This window comes from Sanguibacter sp. TS_SC_8, assembly GCF_055361235.1.
The window spans coordinates 1,920,377-1,938,290 of sequence record NZ_CM143955.1; the positions used below are offsets into that span (position 1 = coordinate 1,920,377).

The window sequence follows — 17,914 nt, forward strand, 5'->3', positions numbered from 1 at the left end:
CCGGGGGCCGTTGTCGTGTCGGCGTCGACTACGCCGTCGGGCGCGCCATGTGCCGGGCGGCACGCATGCCGAACACGACGGCCGGACCGATGGTCGAGCCGGGACCGGGGTAGGTGTTGCCCATGACCGAGGCGGAGGTGTTGCCCGCGGCGTAGAGCCCCTCGATCACCGACCCGTCCTCGCGCAGCACCCGGCCGTCCAGGTCGGTGAGCACACCGCCCTTGGTCCCCAGGTCACCGACGACGAGCTTGTACGCGATGAACGGGCCCTTCTCGATCGGACCGAGGCAGGGGTTCGGGTGGACGGTCGGGTCGCCGTAGTAGCGGTCGTAGGCGGAGTCGCCCTTGCTGAAGTCCTGGTCGCGCCCGGCTCGGGCGAAGCCGTTGAACCGTTCGATCGTGGCGCGGAACGTCGCCTCGTCGAGCCCGAGCTCGCGGCCCAGGTCCGCGAGGGTGTCGGCCTTGACGAGGATGCCCTGCTCCTTCATCGCCTTGTTGGCGCGCGGGTCGAGGGCGAAGGAACGCAGGTAGCGCTTGGCGTGCCGGGAGTCGAGGATGAACCAGTACGCGCCGTCGGTGTCGTGGGAGAGCATGTGGTGGCCGAGGTCCACGTAGGACTCCGCCTCGTTGGCGAAGCGGGCTCCCTCGGCGTCGACGATGATCGAGTAGGGCAGTGACCGCTCGCCGACGAGGAAGCTCGGCTCGCCGCCCTCGACCGGGGCGATCGAGGCGCCCCACCAGGCGTCGTCCATGAGCTCGACCGCGGCGCCGGCGTCCTGGCCCATCTGGATCGGGTGACCGAGGTTGCCCGGGTTGCCGGACGGGTAGCCGTCGACGCCCTGGTACTTCTGGCGCCACTGCGTGTTGTGGTCAAAGCCTCCACCGGCGAGCATGACGCCCCGGGTGGCCCCGACGGTCACGCTGCGCCCGTCTTTGGTGACTCTGACGCCGGTCACCCGGTCGCCGTCGAGGACGAGCTCCTCGACCGGGGAGCTCAGCCACAGCGGCACCTTGTTGTTCACCAGGACCGCGTGCCCGAACGACGCGACGAGGCCTGCGCCGATCCCGACCAGCCGCTGGCCGCGCAGGATGCCGCCCAGGATGCGGAAGGTCAGCTGGGCGCCGCGGACGAAGCCTGAGGGGGTCGACCAGGCGCGGGCCAGCAGCCACACGTCGTCCGTCTTGATCGGCAACGGCATGAGGATGCGCAGGGAGGCGTACAGGCTGCCGAGCTTCTTGGTGTTGAACGGCTTCACCTCGATGCTGCGGCCGATCTTGCCGCCGGGGTGCTCGGGGTAGTAGTCGGGGTAGTCGGTGGCCCGGGCGAAGACCATGCCGTGCTTCTCCGCCGTCGTGACGAAGTCAGCGACACCGTCGACGAAGGCTGCCTTCCGCGCGGCGGACGTGGACCTGCCGACCTCACCGATCGAGGCGTCCATGTAGGTGAGGGCCTCCTCGCGGGAGTCCCCGATGCGGTCGCGCTGCATGAGCGGGTTGTTCGGCAGCCACATGCCACCCCCCGACATGGCGGTGCTGCCACCCCACCTGTCGGTGCTCTCGAGCAGGAGGACGCTCAAGCCGTCATCGGCGGCGGCCAGCGCGGTCGCGAAGGCCGCGCCCCCGGTTCCCACCACCACCACGTCAAAGCTGTGATCGAAAGACATAGACACGGGCTGCTCCCACCTCGAACCGGACAACGTTGTCCAGATCACTATAGTGGTGCGCATGGGAGTCAGGCCAGAGCGAAGCAACCGAGGTCCTGCGGCGGCGCCGGAGAACCGGCGCGCGATCCTGCAGGCCGCACGGCGGCTCTTCGCCGACCGCGGCTACCGGGTGCCGCTGAGCGCGATCGCGCGGGAGGCCGGCGTCGGGCAAGGGGTGCTCTACCGGCACTTCCCCACGCGGTTGGACCTGGCGCACGCCGTCTTCGAGGTCAACTTCGGCGCCCTCGAGACGATCGCCGCGGTGCAGGACGCCGGCGCCTTCGGCCGGTTCTGGCAGTGCCTCGTCGACCTGACGATCACCGACGCCGCATTCGTCGAGATGGTCGTCGACGCGCGCCGGACCCAGTCGGACTACGACGGCGGGGCACGCCTGCGCCGGATGATCGAGCCGCTGCTGGCCCGGGCCCAGCAGGCCGGTGCGGCCCCGGCGACCCTCACGGTGGACGACCTGGTCCTCGTCCAGCGGACGGTCTACGGCGTCGTCGTCACCGCGCACGACGACGCGGAGGCCGCCCGCTCGGTCGCGCGGGTCCTGGAGATGGTGGGGCTGGCGCACCTGAGTTCGTAGGTCTCCGGGACCGGCGCTGCGCAGCGGGCCGCCGCCCTGTGGCCGCCCCGTTGCCGGGTGGTGGGTGCAGGTGTGTACTGAGGTGGCGACGCTCGCCCTGCAGCCGGAATCGATGAGTGAGGACTCTCCGATGAGCGACGAGACAGAGACCGGACGGTGGTCGGAGCTCGTCGTCGTCGTGCTCCTCGGGCTGACCGCGCTGGCGACGGCGTGGAGCGGATATCAGGCCTCGCTCTGGGACGGCATCCAGTCCAGCAGCTACACCCAGGCGTCCGGGGCGCGGACGAATGCGGCGCAGCAGCGCAGCGCGGGCAATCAGTTCCGGATCGCCGACCTCACGGTGTTCGAGAACTACATCGACGCGACCCTCTCCGGGGAAGAGGTGATCGCCGACTTCTACCGCCAGCGGTTCCGGCCGGAGTTCGAGGTCGCCTTCCTGGCATGGGAGGCCCTCGATCCGTTGCACAACGCGGACGCGCCGCACAGCCCGCTGGTGATGCCCGAGTACGAGCTCGAGCCTGACCGCAACGCCGCTGAGCTTGAGGCCCGAGCCGATGCGCTCTTCGCGGCCGGGGAGCAGGCCAACACCGACTCCGACGTCTACACCCTGACCACCCTGCTGTTCGCGGTGGTCCTGTTCTTCGCCGCGATCGCCGAGCGGTTCGAGTACGTGCGGACCCGCGTGGCGCTGCTCGTGCTGGCAGCGATCGGCCTCGTCGCGGGGGTCGTCATCGCCCTGGGGCAGCCGATCACGACCGCGTGAGGTCGCCGGCCCGGCGCGTCGGCCACCAGAAGGCGCGGCCTTGGAGCGCGGACAGCGCGGGGACCAGCAGCGGTGCCATGAGGAAGGCGGCGATGACGATGCCCACCGCGACGCCGAACCCGAGCTGGGCGAGGTTCGCGATCCCGGTGAGCATGAGCGAGGCGAAGGTGCAGGCCAGGATGATCCCCGCCGCCGCGACCGTGGGGGCGTCGTGGGTGATCGCGATCCGGGCGGCCTCGCGCGGGTCGGCACCGCCGCGGTACTCCTCGTGCATGCGTGCAGCGATGAGGATGTTGTAGTCCGTGCCGATCGCCACGACGAACAGGTACAGCACGATGGGGATCGAGAAGTCGATACCGGTGTAGTCCAGCGCGTGCAGGTACAGCAGAACCACCGCGCCGAGGGTCGCGGCAAAGGTGAGCGCGACACAGACAAGCAGGTTGATCGAGGCGAGCACCGAGGTCAGCAGCACGGCCAGGATCACCACGATGATCGCCGCCGCGATCGGGAACACCCGAGTCGTGTCCGCCTGCAGCTGGTCGCGCACGTCGACGAACGCCGACGTCTGCCCTCCGACGTAGACCTGAGCGCCCGGGACAGACCCGTCGGCCGCCGCGCGCAGCGGACCCTCGACCGTGGACATCGCGGCGTCGGAGTACGGGTCGTCGGCGAGCACGACGGTGATCAGCGCGGCGGTGCCGTCGGTCGTCGTCTGTGGTGGTGCGACAGTGGTGACCCCGGGCACCGCGGACAACGTGGTGGCCAGTGTCGTCAGCGCGGCCGGGTCGAGCGGGGCTGTCCCCACCACGTAGACCTGGGTCGGGCTGAGGGCTCCGGCCGGGAACGCGGCGTCGAGCGTGGTGAAGGCCTGCCGGGAGGCGGTGTCCGGAGGCAGCTCGTCGAGCGTGTTGTAGGTGGCCTGGAATCCCGGGGCGAAGAAGGCGAGGCCCACGAGCACGACGCCGACGGCGAGAGCGGGCACCACCGGACGGCGCGCCGTCGTGGTCCCCACCGCCGCGAACGGGCTGCGCGCGGCCTCCTTGCCGGGTCCGAACGGCCAGAACAGTCGCGCACCGAGCAGGACGAACAGGGCGGGCACCAGCGTGAGGGCAGTCACCAGCATGACCGCGACCGCCACGATCAGGCCGGGGGCGAGCGTGCTCAGGGACTCCAGCCGGGCGAAGAGCAGAGCCGCGAAGGCACCGATGACGGTGAGCGCGGACGAGGCGACCACCTTGCCCACCACGCGCACGGAGAACTCGAGCGCCTCGGTGTGCGACTCTCCCCGGCGCAGGTGCTCGCGATAGCGGAACAGCAGGAACACGATGTAGTCGGTGCCGACCCCGAACAGCACCACGACGAGGATGGGCTGCAGGGTGTTGCTCACCTGGAAGTCGAGCAGGTCCGCGAGCAGCGCGGTGAGGCCGGTGACGACCATGAGCACCACGCCGATCACGAGGATCGGGATGACCGCGATGACGGGGCTGCGGAAGACGAGTCCGAGCAGCACCACGATGAGCACCACGGTGGCGATCGTGATGGTCCGCTCGGCCGAGTCGTAGGCAGCGGTGGTGTCCACCCCGATCGCGGCGTTCCCGGTGAGCGCACTGGTCAGGCCGGTCCCGTCGAGGGCAGTGTCGGCCGCGTCCCGGAGGTCGGGCACGGCGGCGTCGACCTGCTCGTCGCCGGGCTGGCCGTCGAAGGCGACCGAGAGGGCGGCGGTCGTGCCGTCCTGCGACACCGACTGCGGGGTGGCCTGGACGGACAGCACCCCCGGGATCGCCTCACCCTGCAGCGTCGTCGCGAGGGTCGACACTGTCGTCTGGTCCGCGGCAGACAGGGCGGCGCCGTCGGTGCGGACCACGACGAGGCTCCCGGTCGCCCCGGACTGTGCAGGGAAATAGGTGGTGCCGGCGTCCTGGGCCTGCACCGACTCGAAGGAGTCCGGCAGGAAGGACTGCTGGTTGCCGGTGGTGTAGTCGTCCAGGCTCGGGGTGAAGACGACAGCGGCGGCAGCGAAGAGCGCCCAGACGCTGATCACGCGCCACGGGTGGGAGATGACCGTCCGGGCGATCCAGGCGAACATGGGCGCGCCTTCCCAGGAGAGGGAATGTCGGATTCACGATCATTCAATGCTGGCACCGTGCGTGGGGACCGGCAACTGGCAGAAGCGTGGCGTCGTTCGTCAGCGCGGATATGGCCAGAGCGGCCACCTTGCGGGGCGGTCAGCGTGTCGTGCTCACGGCGCGAGCTCGATCGTGACCGTGGTTCCGTCCGCCAGGTCGACCAGGGCGTCGATGGGGGTGTCGAAGTGCCCGAGGCGCGCGATGCCGGTGACGTAGCCAACGTCCGCGTAGTAGAAGACGAGGACGCCGTCGGGGGCGTAGTAGCCGACGTCGAGCGGTTCGGGGTCGTCTCCGGCGGGCATCCCGTCCATGGACAGCGGGCGCGGTGGGGTGCTGGTCTTCTCCTGCTGCGCGAAGTCCTGGACGGGCAGCGTCAGGGGGAGCTGGTTGAGCAGAGAGCGTGCGGCAGCGTTGTCCCACAAGGTCGCGTGCAGCACCGTCTCGCCGACGACCACGTGGATGCCGGTCGTCTCCGGGGTGGTGTCCGGTGTCGCGGTGGGAGGATCGCTCGGGGTGCCTGCTGCGGCTGGTGTGGTCATGGTCGGTTCCGTCGGTTCGGGGGTGGTGGCGCAGGCGACCAGGCTCCACGCCAGGGCGGTGCCGAGGACGGCCAGCCCCAGGCGGCACAGAGTGGGGTGGACCGGTGCGGGGGCGAGGGTCATCGGCCTGGGCTTGGGGCGGTCAGGCCAGCGTGGCGGCGTCGATCACGAACCGGTACCGCACGTCAGAGGCGAGCACCCGTTCCCAGGCCTCGTTGATCGTGTCTGCCGCGATGACCTCGACCTCAGCGCCGTAGCCGTGCTCCGCGCAGAAGTCGAGCATCTCCTGGGTCTCGGCGATGGAGCCGATCGCTGACCCTGCGAACGAGCGCCGGAAGGGGATCAGCGAGAACACCTGCACGGGCAGCGGGTGGGCGGGTGCGCCGACGTTCACCAAGGTTCCGTCGACCTCGAGCAGCGACAGGTACGCGTCCAGGTCGATCGAGGCGCTGACGGTGTTGACGATCAGATCGAACTGGCCAGCGAGTGCCGTGAAGGTGTCGGGGTCGCTGGTGGCGAAGTAGCGGTCGGCCCCGAGGCGCAGACCGTCTTCCTGCTTCTTCAACGTCTGAGAGAGCACGGTGACATCGGCACCCATCGCGTGGGCGTGCTGGACGGCCATGTGACCCAAGCCGCCCAAGCCGACCACGGCGACCTTCGTGCCGGGACCGGCGCCCCAGTGCCGCAGCGGGGAGTACGTGGTGATGCCCGCGCACAGGAGCGGAGCGGCGACCTCGAGAGCGATGCCGTCCGGGATCCGCAGAACGAAGCTCTCGGTGACGACCACCTGCTGGGAGTAGCCGCCCTGTGTGTTCGTGCCGTCACGATCGAGGGCCCCGTAGGTGCCGGTCATCCCCTGCAGGCAGTACTGCTCCTGGCCCTTGGCGCACTGCGCGCACTCACCGCAGGAGTTGACCATGCATCCGACACCCACGCGGTCTCCGACAGCGAACGTCGTCACCTCCGGGCCGACCTCGGCGACGACACCGGCGATCTCGTGCCCGGTGACCAGCGAGTAGGGCACCGGCCCCCACTCGCCACGGGCGGTGTGGATGTCGGAGTGGCACACGCCGGAGAACTTGATGTCGATGCGGACATCGTGCGGGCCGACGTCGCGACGCTCGATGGTGGTGCGCGTCAGCGGCTGGTCGGGAGCTGTCGCGGCGTAGGCGTTCACGGTGGTGGGCATGGGTGCTCCAGGGTGTCGACGGTGGGGGGCGGCGAGGGCGCGAGGTGCGGCCCAGGCCTGACTCCATGGTGTAGCCCGACGACCGTGAGGCGCCAGCAGCGTGGGGGGCCCTGCTGCACCCCCCGCAGGCCTGACCGCGTTGCCCCTCCCGCGCGAGGTGGTGTCGCCTGCAAGGTCGGTCGACCTCCGTAGAGGGGTGCCTGACGGACCCCTGTCTGTCTCGGGACCCACTGCCTACGCTTGTCCCATGGACCCTCGTGACGAACTACGTGACTTCCTCATGAGCCGCCGCGGGCGGATCACCCCTGAGCATGCTGGCATCGCCTCGTTCGGGTCGCGCCGCGTGCCAGGGCTGCGCCGCGAGGAGCTCGCGATGATCGCGGGAGTGTCCACGGACTACTACACGCGTCTGGAGAAGGGCAAGGTCGCCAACCCGTCCGACTCGGTCCTCGAGGCGGTCTCCCGGGCGCTCGAGCTGGACGAAGCTGAGCACACCCACCTCCTCGACCTCGTGCGTGCCGGCGCACGGGGCACGCGCACCACGGGCCGCCCTCGTCCGGGCGGTGCAGCCCCGCGACCGAGCCTGCAATGGATGGTCGACGCCATGACCGAGGCGGGTGCGTTCGTCGTCAGCCCCTTCCTGGACGTCACCGCGATGAACCACCTCGCCCGCGCGATCTACTCACCGATGCTGGACGCCACCGGTGACGCACGGCCCAACTTCGCACGGTTCACCTTCATGAACCCCGATTCCCGAGACCTCTTCCCGGACTGGGACGGGGCCGCGCGGGTGGCCGTCGCGCAGCTGCGGTTGGCTGCCGGGCGCCACCCGCGCAGCCGTGCACTGTCGGCCCTGGTGGGGGACCTTGCCACGCGCAGCGAGGAGTTCCGCATCCTCTGGGCCGCACACGAGGTGCGCCTGCACCACGCCGGCACGAAGCACTTCCTGCACCCCGCCGTCGGAGCCTTCGAGCTGTCCTATCACTCCGTCGACCTGCCCAGCGACCCAGGACACACGCTGACCATCTACAACGCGATCCCCGGAACACCGTCCGCCGATGCACTCCAGCTGCTCTCGGCGTGGGCGGCGACGCGGGCCGACGAGCACGCCGGTGAGGCCAACGAGTCGGGGAGATCCACCTTCGCCTGAACGGCGCGGTCGCAAGGCTGAAAGCGGGGCCCGGGTGCCTGGCGAGCGGGTGATCCCGGCCACTGCGCCCCTCGCCGGAGGCCGATGGCTGGTACCGTGGCCGACAGCAGGCGCACCGATCGAGGTCGTGCCGTAAGACTCGTCAACGTGTATCTACCGGCTGTCGGCCTCCTGCCGACGGGACGACGGCGGCACCAGAGCTATCGCAGCCCCGGCTGTGGTCGTCCGCAGAGGCCATGAAGAACACCCACGAATCACTGTCCGGAGCACCACTCTCCGAGGCGTCATCCTCCCCGCTCGTGCGTCACACCGGCCTGTTCTACTTCCCGATCGCGTTCATCGCACGGCTGCCGTTCGCGATGATGGTCGTCGGAGTCCTCACCGTAGTCGTCTCCGCCCGTGGATCCCTGTCGTTCGGAGGCCTGTCCTCCGCGATGGTGGGCCTCGGGACCGCGGTCGTCGGGCCGTTGCTCGGCGCCGCAGCCGACCGGTTCGGCCAGCGCGCGGTCCTGCTCCCGGCCGGAGCAGCCAACGGCCTCCTGCTCGCAGGCTTCGCCTGGGCGGTGAACTCCACGCTGTCGAACGCGGCGGTCCTCGCCGTCGCCTTCCTCATCGGCACCACCGCACCGCAGATCGGCCCGATGTCGCGGACGCGCCTCGTCCGCATCATCTCCGAGCGGCTCGCGCCGGCGCGCCGGGTCCGTAGCTTCAACTCGACGATGGCGTACGAGTCCGCCGCCGACGAGACGGTGTTCGTCGTCGGGCCGTTCCTCGTGGGGCTGCTCGCCTCCGTGGTCGCGCCGTGGCTGCCGCTCGTGGCCGCCGGCGTCCTCACCGTCGTGTTCGTCACGGCATTCGCCCTGCACCCCACGAGCACGGTACAGGGCATGGAGGACGACGGGCCCGAGGCCGCTCCACTGCGCAGCCTGGCGCACCCTGGGCTCGTGTCCGTGGTCGTCGGGATCCTCGGAATCGGGCTCTTCTTCGGCGCGACGCTCACCTCGCTCACTGCTTTCATGAACGACCAAGGCGCTCCCGAGCGCGCCGGGCTGGTCTACGGCGTCATGGGCGTGGGCTCGGCGGCTCTCGCCCTCGCTGTGGCCCTGTTCCCCGCAGGGTTCACGCTGCGCGCCCGTTGGCTCGTCTTCTCCACCCTGATCCTCGCCGGCACGATCACGCTGCCGTTCGCAGGGTCGGTCAACCACCTCATCGTGGCGCTCGCCGTCATCGGCATCGGTGTGGGGCCCACCCTCGTGACGCAGTACAGCATCGGGTCGACGCTCAGCCCGGCCGGACGGTCGACGACCGTCATGACGATCCTCGGCTCCGCCGTCATCGTCGGACAGTCGCTCGGGTCGGCCGTCACGGGTGTCGTCGGCGAGCACTTCGGCAGCGCTGCCGCCCTGGCGATTCCGTCTGGAGCAGCCGCGCTCGTGGTCCTCGCCGGAATGGCATATTGCTTCTTCGACGACCGCGGTCCGCACGGCGGCCACGGTGGCGACGAACACGGCTCGCTCACCTCGGTGCCCGCTACACCTGCTCTTGAGACGTCGGGAGCTCGCTGAGCCTTGCTCCGGTCGCGTCACGGATCGGGTCGGCGAGGGCTGCCGGGCTGCGTGGGGTCGAGCCAGGTGATGCGGTAGGCCACAGTGCCATCTCCGCGAACGCGTTTCTCGATGCTCGCTATGAGTCCATCGCGCTCATGGGGAAGCTCTGTCCCCACGTGGGGAGAAGGCTTGCGTTTTTGCAGGTCAGAGTGGTGCCCCGGGTGGGATTCGAAGTCTCCAAATACTGAGATTCTTGTCCATAGGTTGGTACCGCAGATCGTTGATCTGCGGTGACGTTGGGACCTGTCGGAAACCTTGCAGCCGATAGGTCGGTCGTGTCCCCATGGGGGATGGGGTTTTGTGGCCTCAGTGTGCCTCCCGGGACGGTGGTGCGGGGGAACGGTAGGAGCGAGGGGACCGGTGGGCACCGAGGGAACGGACCGTGGCGCCGAGGACCGACGCGTCGACCGCCACGGGGTGGCGTTCGCTGAGCGAGGCGTCCTCGTGGACCGTCACGCGGTCGACGAGGGCGGCGACCTGGGCGTCGGTGAACCGGATCCGGCCCTTGCCCACGCGCAGGTGGTCCGCGCGGCCGGCCCGGGCCTGTTCGCGGACCCACCACGGCGAGGTGCCCAGGGTCTGGGCGACCTCTTCGGGGCTGAAGGTTCGGTCGGGGAGTGGTTCGCTCATCGGTGAGTCCTCTCGCGGTCGGGCGGTTCCGGGTGACGGTCAGCTTCGTTCGATGGCCGGCGCGTCGTACCGGCTCGGTGGGGAGAGGGTGGGCGGCGCGGTGCGGGGTGCGCCCATGCCGTCGTCGTCGCGCGGGTGGACGGGCGGGATCGGTGGCGGCTCGTCGGGGTGGTAGGTGTCCCAGGTCTCGGTGGCGCTCTGCTCGACGTGGGACGTCGCGAGGACCTCCCGCAGGACCTCCAGCGCTGATCGTGCGGGTGCAGCGGTGTCGGGGAGGCACTCGTCACCGATGGCGTCGGTGACGACGTACACGCGGTTGAGGTCTCGCCCGCGGGACATCCCGACGTAGAGGTCTTCACGGGCCATACCCGGGGCGGCGATGGTGTGGGTCTGGTCGACTGTGATGCCTTGGACCCGCGCGGTGGTGGTGGCGTAGCCGAGCTCGACGTGCTCGACGACGTAGTCGGCGGGCAACCGCACCACGGCCTGGCTGCCGCGGTCGAGGTCGCCGGCGGCGTCGGCGCAGTGGACGTCAAGCGACCCGTCGGAGCCGATGGCGACGACGTCCCACAGTGCGCCGTTGCGGACGAACCCGTCCGGCGTGTGCAGGCGGCGGTTGTTGTGGCGGGTGACGATGCGGTCGCCGACCCCGGCGAGCAGCCCGTCGTGCAGCTCGATGCCCTCGCGGCTGACAGTGCCCGCGTGGACCCCGGCAGTCCGGGCGGCGTCGTTCAGATCGCGCACCGTGTCCTTGTCGGCAGCTGCCAGCACGGCGGTGTGGCCGTGCTCGCGGGCATCGGTCCAGGCGGCCAGCGCCGCGGTGAGCATCTCGGATCGGGTGCCGTCGCAGATCGCTCCGTGGGCGTCGTAGGTGTCCAGGACGCCCGGGTGCGCGCGGCGCAGCTCGAGGCTGGCGCGCGCCTCCCAGGGGTGGGTGAACCGCCACAGGGAGGTGATCTCGGCGGTGGGTCCGCGGCGGGCGAGCATCGCGAACATCCCGCCGGCGTCCACCGACCCGCGCTGCAGGTGGTCACCGACCAGGAGCACCCGGGCATTGGCGGCGCGGGCTTGGGCAACGATCGCTGCCAGGATGCGGGTGTCGGCCAGAGACGCCTCGTCGATGATGACGAGCTGCCCCGGGGTCAAGCGCCAGGCGTCTTGCTCGGCGCGGGCCTGCCACGCGGAGCCGCGGGCGTCGCGGCGCGTGAAGTAGTCCGACGAGTCCGCTTCCGTCTCGATGGCGCGCGTGTAGGCGCCGGCGCGGGTGCGGGCGCCGGGTCCGACGGACTCGTAGAGCCACTTCGCGGTCGTCTGACACGGGACGCCGAGAGACTCCTGCAGGGCGTGGGCGGCGGTGGCGGACGGGGCAAGGCCCAGGACGGGTCCGCCGGTAGTACGCCATGCCGCTGTCACCGCGGCGAGTGTGGTGGTCTTGCCCGACCCGGCTGGTCCGACGAGGGCGTCGAGCAGGTGGGGTGAGGTCAGGACCGCTTCGGCGGCGAGGCGCTGGTCGGCGGTGAGGGCGTCCAGGGCTACGCGGATCCGCACCGACGGGTTCCGCAGGTCTTCGAGCGCGCGGGGGAGGTGCGCCGGGGTGGTGGTGGCGTCGATGAGGGACTTCTCGGCGGCGAGGAGCTCGGTGGAGGTGAACAGGGACTCTCCGACGCGGCACCGCTCGGGGTCGCGGGTGTCGTCCAGGTGCACGCACCCCGCGGCGGCCTGCCCGGTGAGGTCGTTGAGCAGGTGCAGGCGCTCCTCGGGGTCGGCCATCCGCAGCGGCCGGGACGCCCGCAGTGCGGCCGCGCCCAGGTTCCACGTCGTCCAGACGGACCGCTTCGTCGAGACGTCCTGGAGGATCTGAGCGACCATCGCGGCGCGGACCTCAGGGCCGACGTCGTGGGAGTGCAAGGGGCGCCCGTAGGTCCCAGCGAGTGCCCGGGCGGCCAGATCGACCGGCTCGATCCCGGTCAGGGCGCGGGCCCGGTTCGCCCATTCCGCGAAGAGCTCTCGCACCGGTCGGACGGTCTTGGGTGGGCGGGTCGCCCGGGCCAGGTGCTGGCGCGCACGGGTCGTCTCCACCCGAGTCGGCGCCCGGCCGTGCGTGGCCGCGAACGTGGCCGCCCAGTCCACCTCGGCGCAGTGGATCTGCTCGGCGCGGGCGGAGAACAAGGCCAGGACGTCATCACCGATGCCGTCGAGCTCGAACGCCGGGTTGCGCCGCGGCCCACGATCACGCCGGGAGAATGCCACGGGCAGGCGCCGGGCGAGCTCGTCGGCTAGCAGCGTGTCGTACAGCTCGGAGACCGTGACCACGGCCGCGTAGACGCTCTTGCCGTCCAGGGACCGCCAGCACCCGTCAGGGCCCTGGACCTTGTTGGCGAGCACGACATGGGTGTGCAGGTTCGGGTCCCCGGCCCTGGTGTCCCAGTGGTCGAAGGCCGCCGTGATCATCCCCCGGGTCCTGACCTGACGGCACCCGCCCTCTCCGACCCGGGTGCGGATGACCGTGCGCTCGACGAACGCCAACGACTGGTCCAGCGCCGCGCGGTGGGCGGAGTAGACGGTTGCGCGGGTCGCATCGTCGGCCAACCCCCACAGCACCGACACGGACTTGAGCGCGGTGAAGGTCAGGTCGAACCCGACCACGGCGCTTTCGCTCTGGAAGCTCCGGCCGAGCGGTTCGCCGGTGAGGGGGTCGTGGCCGTCGCGAAACACCGCAGCCATCGTCTCCTCCGTCACGCGGTCGCCGGCCCTCAGCTGGTGGACAGGCTCGGTTCCCAAGGCCGCCAGGCCCGCTCCGTACCAACGCCCTGGCGGGTTGCCGGTGGCTTCGTAGTAGGCAGTCAGCGACGTACCCGGTTCCAGGCCGGCATCGCCGGCGGCGACCTGGCGGGTCAGGTAGGCGTACCCGTCGCCGGCGACGAGCTTGTGCATCGACATCACTGCCACCACCCCCGTCCGCGTCGAGGCCTCCTAGGTGTAGGTGTGCGGAAGGTGGCGCAAGACGTGGTTGCGACGCCCAGACACGAAAGCGATACATCGTCCAAGGCACTGCGGTTGCCTCTGATGAGTCGACGGTGCTCCTGCCCCTGTTCGAGGGCGATACCCCAGAGGACAACCCCCCGCTCAGGCTGTCCGCGGAGGCGAAGGAGCGAGCGTTCAAGCAGGGCGCCGGCGCACGCAGGACCCGCGGCTGCTCCGCCCAGGCGCAGCGCGGCGGGCCGAGCTCTTGAGCGTCCACATCACGCAGGCGTGGGACCTGAGCTTTTCCCCTGCCCGAAGCCAGCCTCACGGCTCACGGCTCAGGGCACGCGCAGCTCGGTGAGGGGGTCGCGGTTGGCGGCCCACACGGCGGGGACGGCGGCCGTGGCGATCGAGGCGGTGATGAAGGCGGCGGCAACTGCGGTGAGGTAGCTGGCCGGTGGCAGCGGGTCGCCGGTGACGGCGATCACCGCCGTGCCGGTGGCGACGCCAGCGATGGCGCCCACGGTGGCGATGATCGCGACCTGCCCGGTGACCAGGCCCACGATCATCGTCCTGGTCGCCCCGAGGGCCCGACGGCGGCCGAAGTCCTTGCGGCGCGTCAGTGCGAGGCTCCACACGTTGACCATGATGGCGAAGGCGGAGCCGACGAGGATACCCAGGACCAGGGTGTGGCTCTGGCGGGTCAGCTGCCCCTCGAGGACTGCGCGCAGGTCCGCCAGCCGTTGAGAGGTCTCGATCTTGACGGTGGCGGGGTCGAGGTCGCTCAGGGCGTCGGTGACCAGGTCGGTGATCAGCGGGAGGTCTGCCGGCTTGTGCGCGACGAGGGTGATGACCGCCAAGGGTTCGGTTGCGTGGCCCTGGCCTGGGACGAGGACGACTGGGTCCATCGATGCCAGGTGGGCGGGCAGCTCGACGTCACCGGTGATGAGCGTCTCGGTCCCGTCGGTGCCGTAGACCGACCCTCGGCCGGCGAGCAGCCCGAGGGTGGTGACCGCGTCCGAGGTGGCCACGGCCTGCGCCGTCCCGGCCACGGCAGCCAAGGGCGCCACCGGTACCCCGCCCAGGGACCCGTACACCGTCCTCATCGCGACCGGTGCGCTCCCCTCGGTCGCGGTGACGTCGGTGACCGACCCAAAACCGGTGACCTCGTCGACGACATCGTGGTGGGCGGCGATCCGGTCGACGAGCCCGGCACTGAAGTCGTCGTGGGGTGCGGTCACCCGCACGGTGAGGGTGCGCGTCCCCACAGCGTCGACGTCGGCCAGAACCGCGGCTTCTGCCCCCGCGGCTCGGCCCGCGGTGACGATGACGACGGCGGTGGCGCTGAGCACGAACAGCAGGGTCATCGCGGTGCTCACGCGCTGGCTGAGCGCGGAGGCGCCAACCTCTCGAAGCCACGCGACAAGGGGCATCAGGACACTCCTGCGGGGGCGGCGAGGGTGTGTCGGACGTCAGCCCAGGCCGCGACCCGCCGGTCGTGGGTGATGACGATGACGGCGGCGCCCTGGTCGGCCTGGTGGCGCAGCATGTCCAGCACCGTGTCGGTGGTGTCCGGGTCGAGGTTGCCGGTGGGTTCGTCGGCGAAGACCACCGACGGGGAGCCCACCAGCGCCCGGCACAGCGCGATGCGCTGTGCCTGACCTCCCGAGATCTGGCCGGGAAGACGCTGCGGCGGCACGTCCACCCCCATCGTGGACAGCAGCTCGGCAGCCCGGCCTCGCAGCGCGCGAGGGTCGCTGCCGCGGTAGAGGGCCGTCTCGAGCACGTTGGCCAGCACGGTCCGAGTCGGGTCGAGGGCCGCGTCCTGGAAGACGAACCCGAACTGCTCTGCCCTGGTCCGAGAACGTTGGGCATCAGGCAGCGCGTCGACCCGTCGTCCGGACAGCTGGATGGCACCGGAGTGGAGCCTGAGCATCAGGGCCAGCAGGTAGAGCCGCGTCGACTTCCCGCACCCGGAGGGACCGCTGATCGCCGAGACGCTCCCGGCGGGGAACTCGGCGCACCAGCCTTCGACGATCAGCGGGCCGCTGCGGGTGTAGCCGAAGCTCACCTCGTCGGCGACAAGACGCGCATCGCTCATTGGTCCGGCTCGCCCTCGCCCGGTTCGGGGGCGGTGGGGGCAGGGCTGGTGGGGCCCGGCTCCCCGGACCCGGTTCCGGGCTGAGGCACGCTGGCTCCGTCGCCACCTGAGGCCCGGACCTCGGTGCCGACCGGCACGCCCTCGATGAGCGCCTGGCCCCCGACGATGGCGGTCACCGTGACAGGGATGGTCTGGCCCTCGGCGCTCACCACGGCCGTCGAACCGTCCGCGGCCACCGCGAGGGCGGCGCTGGGCACGATCAGTCCCGGCGTCGGGGCCAGGACAGTGATCGTCGCCCCGATCGACCCTGCTCCCGCGATGGGGACCGCGCGGCAGTCCTCACCGCAGATGCTCTGCGCGCCTTCGACCGGTGCGAGAGTCGCCTTCGCTGAGCCGTCCTCGCGCGGCGCCGCGATCGCCTCGATCACCGCCTGCCACTGGTGCTCACCGAGACCGAGCGTGACGGGCATCCCGGCGTCGACCAGCCGGCGCTGACCCGGGGGGAGGTCGATCGAGAACGCTGGCACCGGCGGCAGGAACCGTGCCACCGCGTCCCCAGGCGCGAGGGTGGCACCCACCACGCCCTTGACGTCCGGTCCGGGTGAGCCGTCCGCGCTCGGTTCGGCGACGTCAGCCCAGCCGACGACTGCGGGCAACGAGCTCACGAACAGCAGGCTGCCCAGAGGTGCCGAGTCGGTCACCGAGATCCCAGAGGCCCGCTGCCACGCCTTGTACTGCGCGAGGGTGGCTGGGCCCAGAACACCGTCCGGAGCCTGGCTGCGGTGACCGGTCTCGACGAGCATCTGCTGGAGCTGGCTCACGTCGGCCCCGCGCGCCCCCAGCGCCAGGTCGCGGAACGCGGGCACGTCCCCCACGGCCACCGCCACCGGCGAGAGACCGACCGTGTACACGACATCGCCAGAGCTCACCGTCTCGCCACTGGCGATGAGCCGTTGCGTCAGCACACCCGCAGACTGGTTGACCAGCTGGTCGCCACCAGACCACGATGCCGCCGCGTTGATGGCGACCGTACGGGAGAGCTCACCCTCGCTGACCTCGACGACCGAGAATGCCGCCCCCGCAGGCAGAGGCGGCGGCGGGCTGAACAGCGAGCTGGCAGCCCACCCGAACACCGAGCCCAATGCCACGGACACCACGGCGACGGTCGCCACGAGCCGGACGCGCCTCACAGCACGACCACGATCGACGCCGACGACACGAGATGAAAGGCTGACAGAGACTTCATTGCGCGGGTGCCAGGCTCAGCTGCGGGCAGGTCGCCTCGAGGTCCTCGAACGCGGACTGGCTCATCTCGTCCGGCACAAAGGCCCACGGGCGCCATTCGCCGGAGCCATCGTTGACGAAGAAGGAGTCCTGCCACGCCTGGAAAGTGGGTGTCTCGGGGACGTCGTAGCCCTGGCCGCGAACACACTCAGCCGACTCAATAGTGAAGGCGTAGGCCTGCTCCCACTCCTCCTGCGAGATGTCCTCGAGTGGCCTGATGGTCGTGTTCAGCTCCGTGCACTCCGCCATGTCCGCGTAGTAGGCCTCGGCCTGTGCACCGAACACCCCCGGGGCGGTCCACGACTCGTTGCCGTCGGCATCGACGGCGATGTCGACGATCTCCCAGTCCCTGTCGCGGAGGCAGTCGAGGACGGCTTGCCCCTCTGGTGAAACCCCGGCCTCGGTCAGGGACGTTCCACCGTCGGGTGTGTCGACGCCGGACTGCTGGCCGTCCGTCGAGCAACCGACGGCCAGCAGCCCAACCGCGACGAAGAACACGCTGGTCAGCGCGCGCGTGTGCTTGATCATGAGTGAATCGACTCCAGCTGGTCAGATATGGATCACAGGTAGAGGGTTTGGGAGCCAGCCGAGGCTGCTCCTGCACCGCCGAGCACAAGACCTGCTGCGAGAACGGACGCGGCGGTGATGCCACCCAAGATCCGCTTCGCCTTCATTGTCACGACCTCTCTGATAAGTCGGAACTGGCACTTCGGAGGCTATTTCGTGGCTCGACTGCGGAGTGTTAACCGAAAGTGAATATTGGCCAAACACTCAGGGCTCACGCCGGACGAGCCGTTCACGCCGTCACCCGCACCAAAGTTGTTGCGCTCTGTGACGCCACCACCGGCGAGATCATTGCGGCTCGACGACCGATGGCGGTCCAATGACGGGGCGGCTGACTCTTCTTGCACTGCGTGCAGGCAGGGGGCGCTGTGGCCACCTGATCGCTGACCTGGCTCCGGGTGTCAAGGGACGGGAGCGCATGTGAGTACTTGAAGCCCAGCCCTTGGTGTCAATCCGTGGAGACAACACTGTCGTTGAGGAGCTTGTCGAACATCTCGCGTGGGGTGTAGAAGCCGAGGGGTGCTCGAGGTCGCCGAACCGCGCGACACTCAGCACCGACGGCCCATTCAAAGGCTGCAACCCCAGCAACGGACACGTCGACGGGAGAGCAAAGCGGTTAACGGTCGACGCTCCACCACGGGGACTCTTCGACGACTGGCGATAGTCCGCACAGCCCAGGGCAGTTCGGCACCGGCCGTCGACGGTC

14 protein-coding genes are annotated in these 17,914 nt (G+C 70.3%); 4 read left to right on the forward strand and 10 right to left on the reverse strand.

The genetic code is table 11. The annotated features are described in order from the left end of the window. Window positions 1-28: 28 nt before the first annotated feature. Window positions 29-1,663 (reverse strand): FAD-binding protein, encoded by a 1,635-nt coding sequence (locus ACWA15_RS08700; protein ID WP_464059219.1) that lies wholly within the window; start codon window positions 1,661-1,663, stop codon window positions 29-31. Window positions 1,664-1,724: 61 nt separating this feature from the next. Between ACWA15_RS08700 and ACWA15_RS08705 the strand changes: the two genes are divergently transcribed. Together ACWA15_RS08705 and ACWA15_RS08710 are read left to right on the forward strand one after the other, a co-directional pair. Then, entirely contained in the window at window positions 1,725-2,291 is a 567-nt protein-coding gene (locus ACWA15_RS08705) for a TetR/AcrR family transcriptional regulator (RefSeq protein ID WP_464059220.1), read from the forward strand. Between the two features lie 130 nt (window positions 2,292-2,421). Next, window positions 2,422-3,054, forward strand: a complete 633-nt coding sequence (locus tag ACWA15_RS08710; protein WP_464059222.1) for a hypothetical protein — start codon at window positions 2,422-2,424, stop codon at window positions 3,052-3,054. Here ACWA15_RS08710 and ACWA15_RS08715 read toward each other — a convergent pair. From ACWA15_RS08715 to ACWA15_RS08725, 3 genes are all read right to left on the reverse strand, one after another. Continuing rightward, window positions 3,041-5,140 (reverse strand): MMPL family transporter, encoded by a 2,100-nt coding sequence (locus ACWA15_RS08715; RefSeq protein ID WP_464059224.1) that lies wholly within the window; start codon window positions 5,138-5,140, stop codon window positions 3,041-3,043. The two genes, ACWA15_RS08710 and ACWA15_RS08715, sit on opposite strands and share 14 nt — an antisense overlap. A gap of 153 nt (window positions 5,141-5,293) precedes the next feature. Continuing rightward, on the reverse strand, window positions 5,294-5,842 hold the full coding sequence (locus ACWA15_RS08720; protein ID WP_464059226.1) for a cyclophilin-like fold protein: 549 nt from the start codon (window positions 5,840-5,842) through the stop codon (window positions 5,294-5,296). 19 nt (window positions 5,843-5,861) lie between these two features. After that, on the reverse strand, window positions 5,862-6,908 hold the full coding sequence (locus ACWA15_RS08725) for an NAD(P)-dependent alcohol dehydrogenase (protein ID WP_464059227.1): 1,047 nt from the start codon (window positions 6,906-6,908) through the stop codon (window positions 5,862-5,864). 247 nt (window positions 6,909-7,155) lie between these two features. Between ACWA15_RS08725 and ACWA15_RS08730 the strand changes: the two genes are divergently transcribed. Continuing rightward, window positions 7,156-8,058 (forward strand): helix-turn-helix domain-containing protein, encoded by a 903-nt coding sequence (locus ACWA15_RS08730; protein WP_464059228.1) that lies wholly within the window; start codon window positions 7,156-7,158, stop codon window positions 8,056-8,058. 236 nt (window positions 8,059-8,294) lie between these two features. Next, window positions 8,295-9,623: an MFS transporter gene (locus ACWA15_RS08735; RefSeq protein WP_464059229.1), complete on the forward strand. Its 1,329-nt coding sequence runs from the start codon at window positions 8,295-8,297 to the stop codon at window positions 9,621-9,623. A 348-nt stretch (window positions 9,624-9,971) separates the two neighbouring features. Here ACWA15_RS08735 and ACWA15_RS08740 read toward each other — a convergent pair whose 3' ends face one another. From ACWA15_RS08740 to ACWA15_RS08765, 6 genes are all read right to left on the reverse strand, one after another. Next, window positions 9,972-10,295: a hypothetical protein gene (locus ACWA15_RS08740; RefSeq protein ID WP_464059230.1), complete on the reverse strand. Its 324-nt coding sequence runs from the start codon at window positions 10,293-10,295 to the stop codon at window positions 9,972-9,974. Window positions 10,296-10,334: 39 nt separating this feature from the next. After that, on the reverse strand, window positions 10,335-13,235 hold the full coding sequence (gene mobF / locus ACWA15_RS08745) for a MobF family relaxase (protein WP_464059231.1): 2,901 nt from the start codon (window positions 13,233-13,235) through the stop codon (window positions 10,335-10,337). A gap of 362 nt (window positions 13,236-13,597) precedes the next feature. After that, window positions 13,598-14,692, reverse strand: coding sequence for an FtsX-like permease family protein (locus tag ACWA15_RS08750; protein WP_464059233.1), 1,095 nt, complete (start codon window positions 14,690-14,692; stop codon window positions 13,598-13,600). Then, on the reverse strand, window positions 14,692-15,360 hold the full coding sequence (locus ACWA15_RS08755; protein ID WP_464059235.1) for an ABC transporter ATP-binding protein: 669 nt from the start codon (window positions 15,358-15,360) through the stop codon (window positions 14,692-14,694). Before ACWA15_RS08755 ends, ACWA15_RS08750 begins: the two co-directional genes overlap by 1 nt. Continuing rightward, window positions 15,357-16,550: a peptidoglycan-binding domain-containing protein gene (locus ACWA15_RS08760; protein ID WP_464059236.1), complete on the reverse strand. Its 1,194-nt coding sequence runs from the start codon at window positions 16,548-16,550 to the stop codon at window positions 15,357-15,359. The genes ACWA15_RS08755 and ACWA15_RS08760 overlap by 4 nt, the downstream gene beginning before the upstream one ends. A gap of 52 nt (window positions 16,551-16,602) precedes the next feature. After that, window positions 16,603-17,172, reverse strand: a complete 570-nt coding sequence (locus tag ACWA15_RS08765) for a hypothetical protein (RefSeq protein ID WP_464059238.1) — start codon at window positions 17,170-17,172, stop codon at window positions 16,603-16,605. Window positions 17,173-17,914 lie beyond the last annotated feature (742 nt).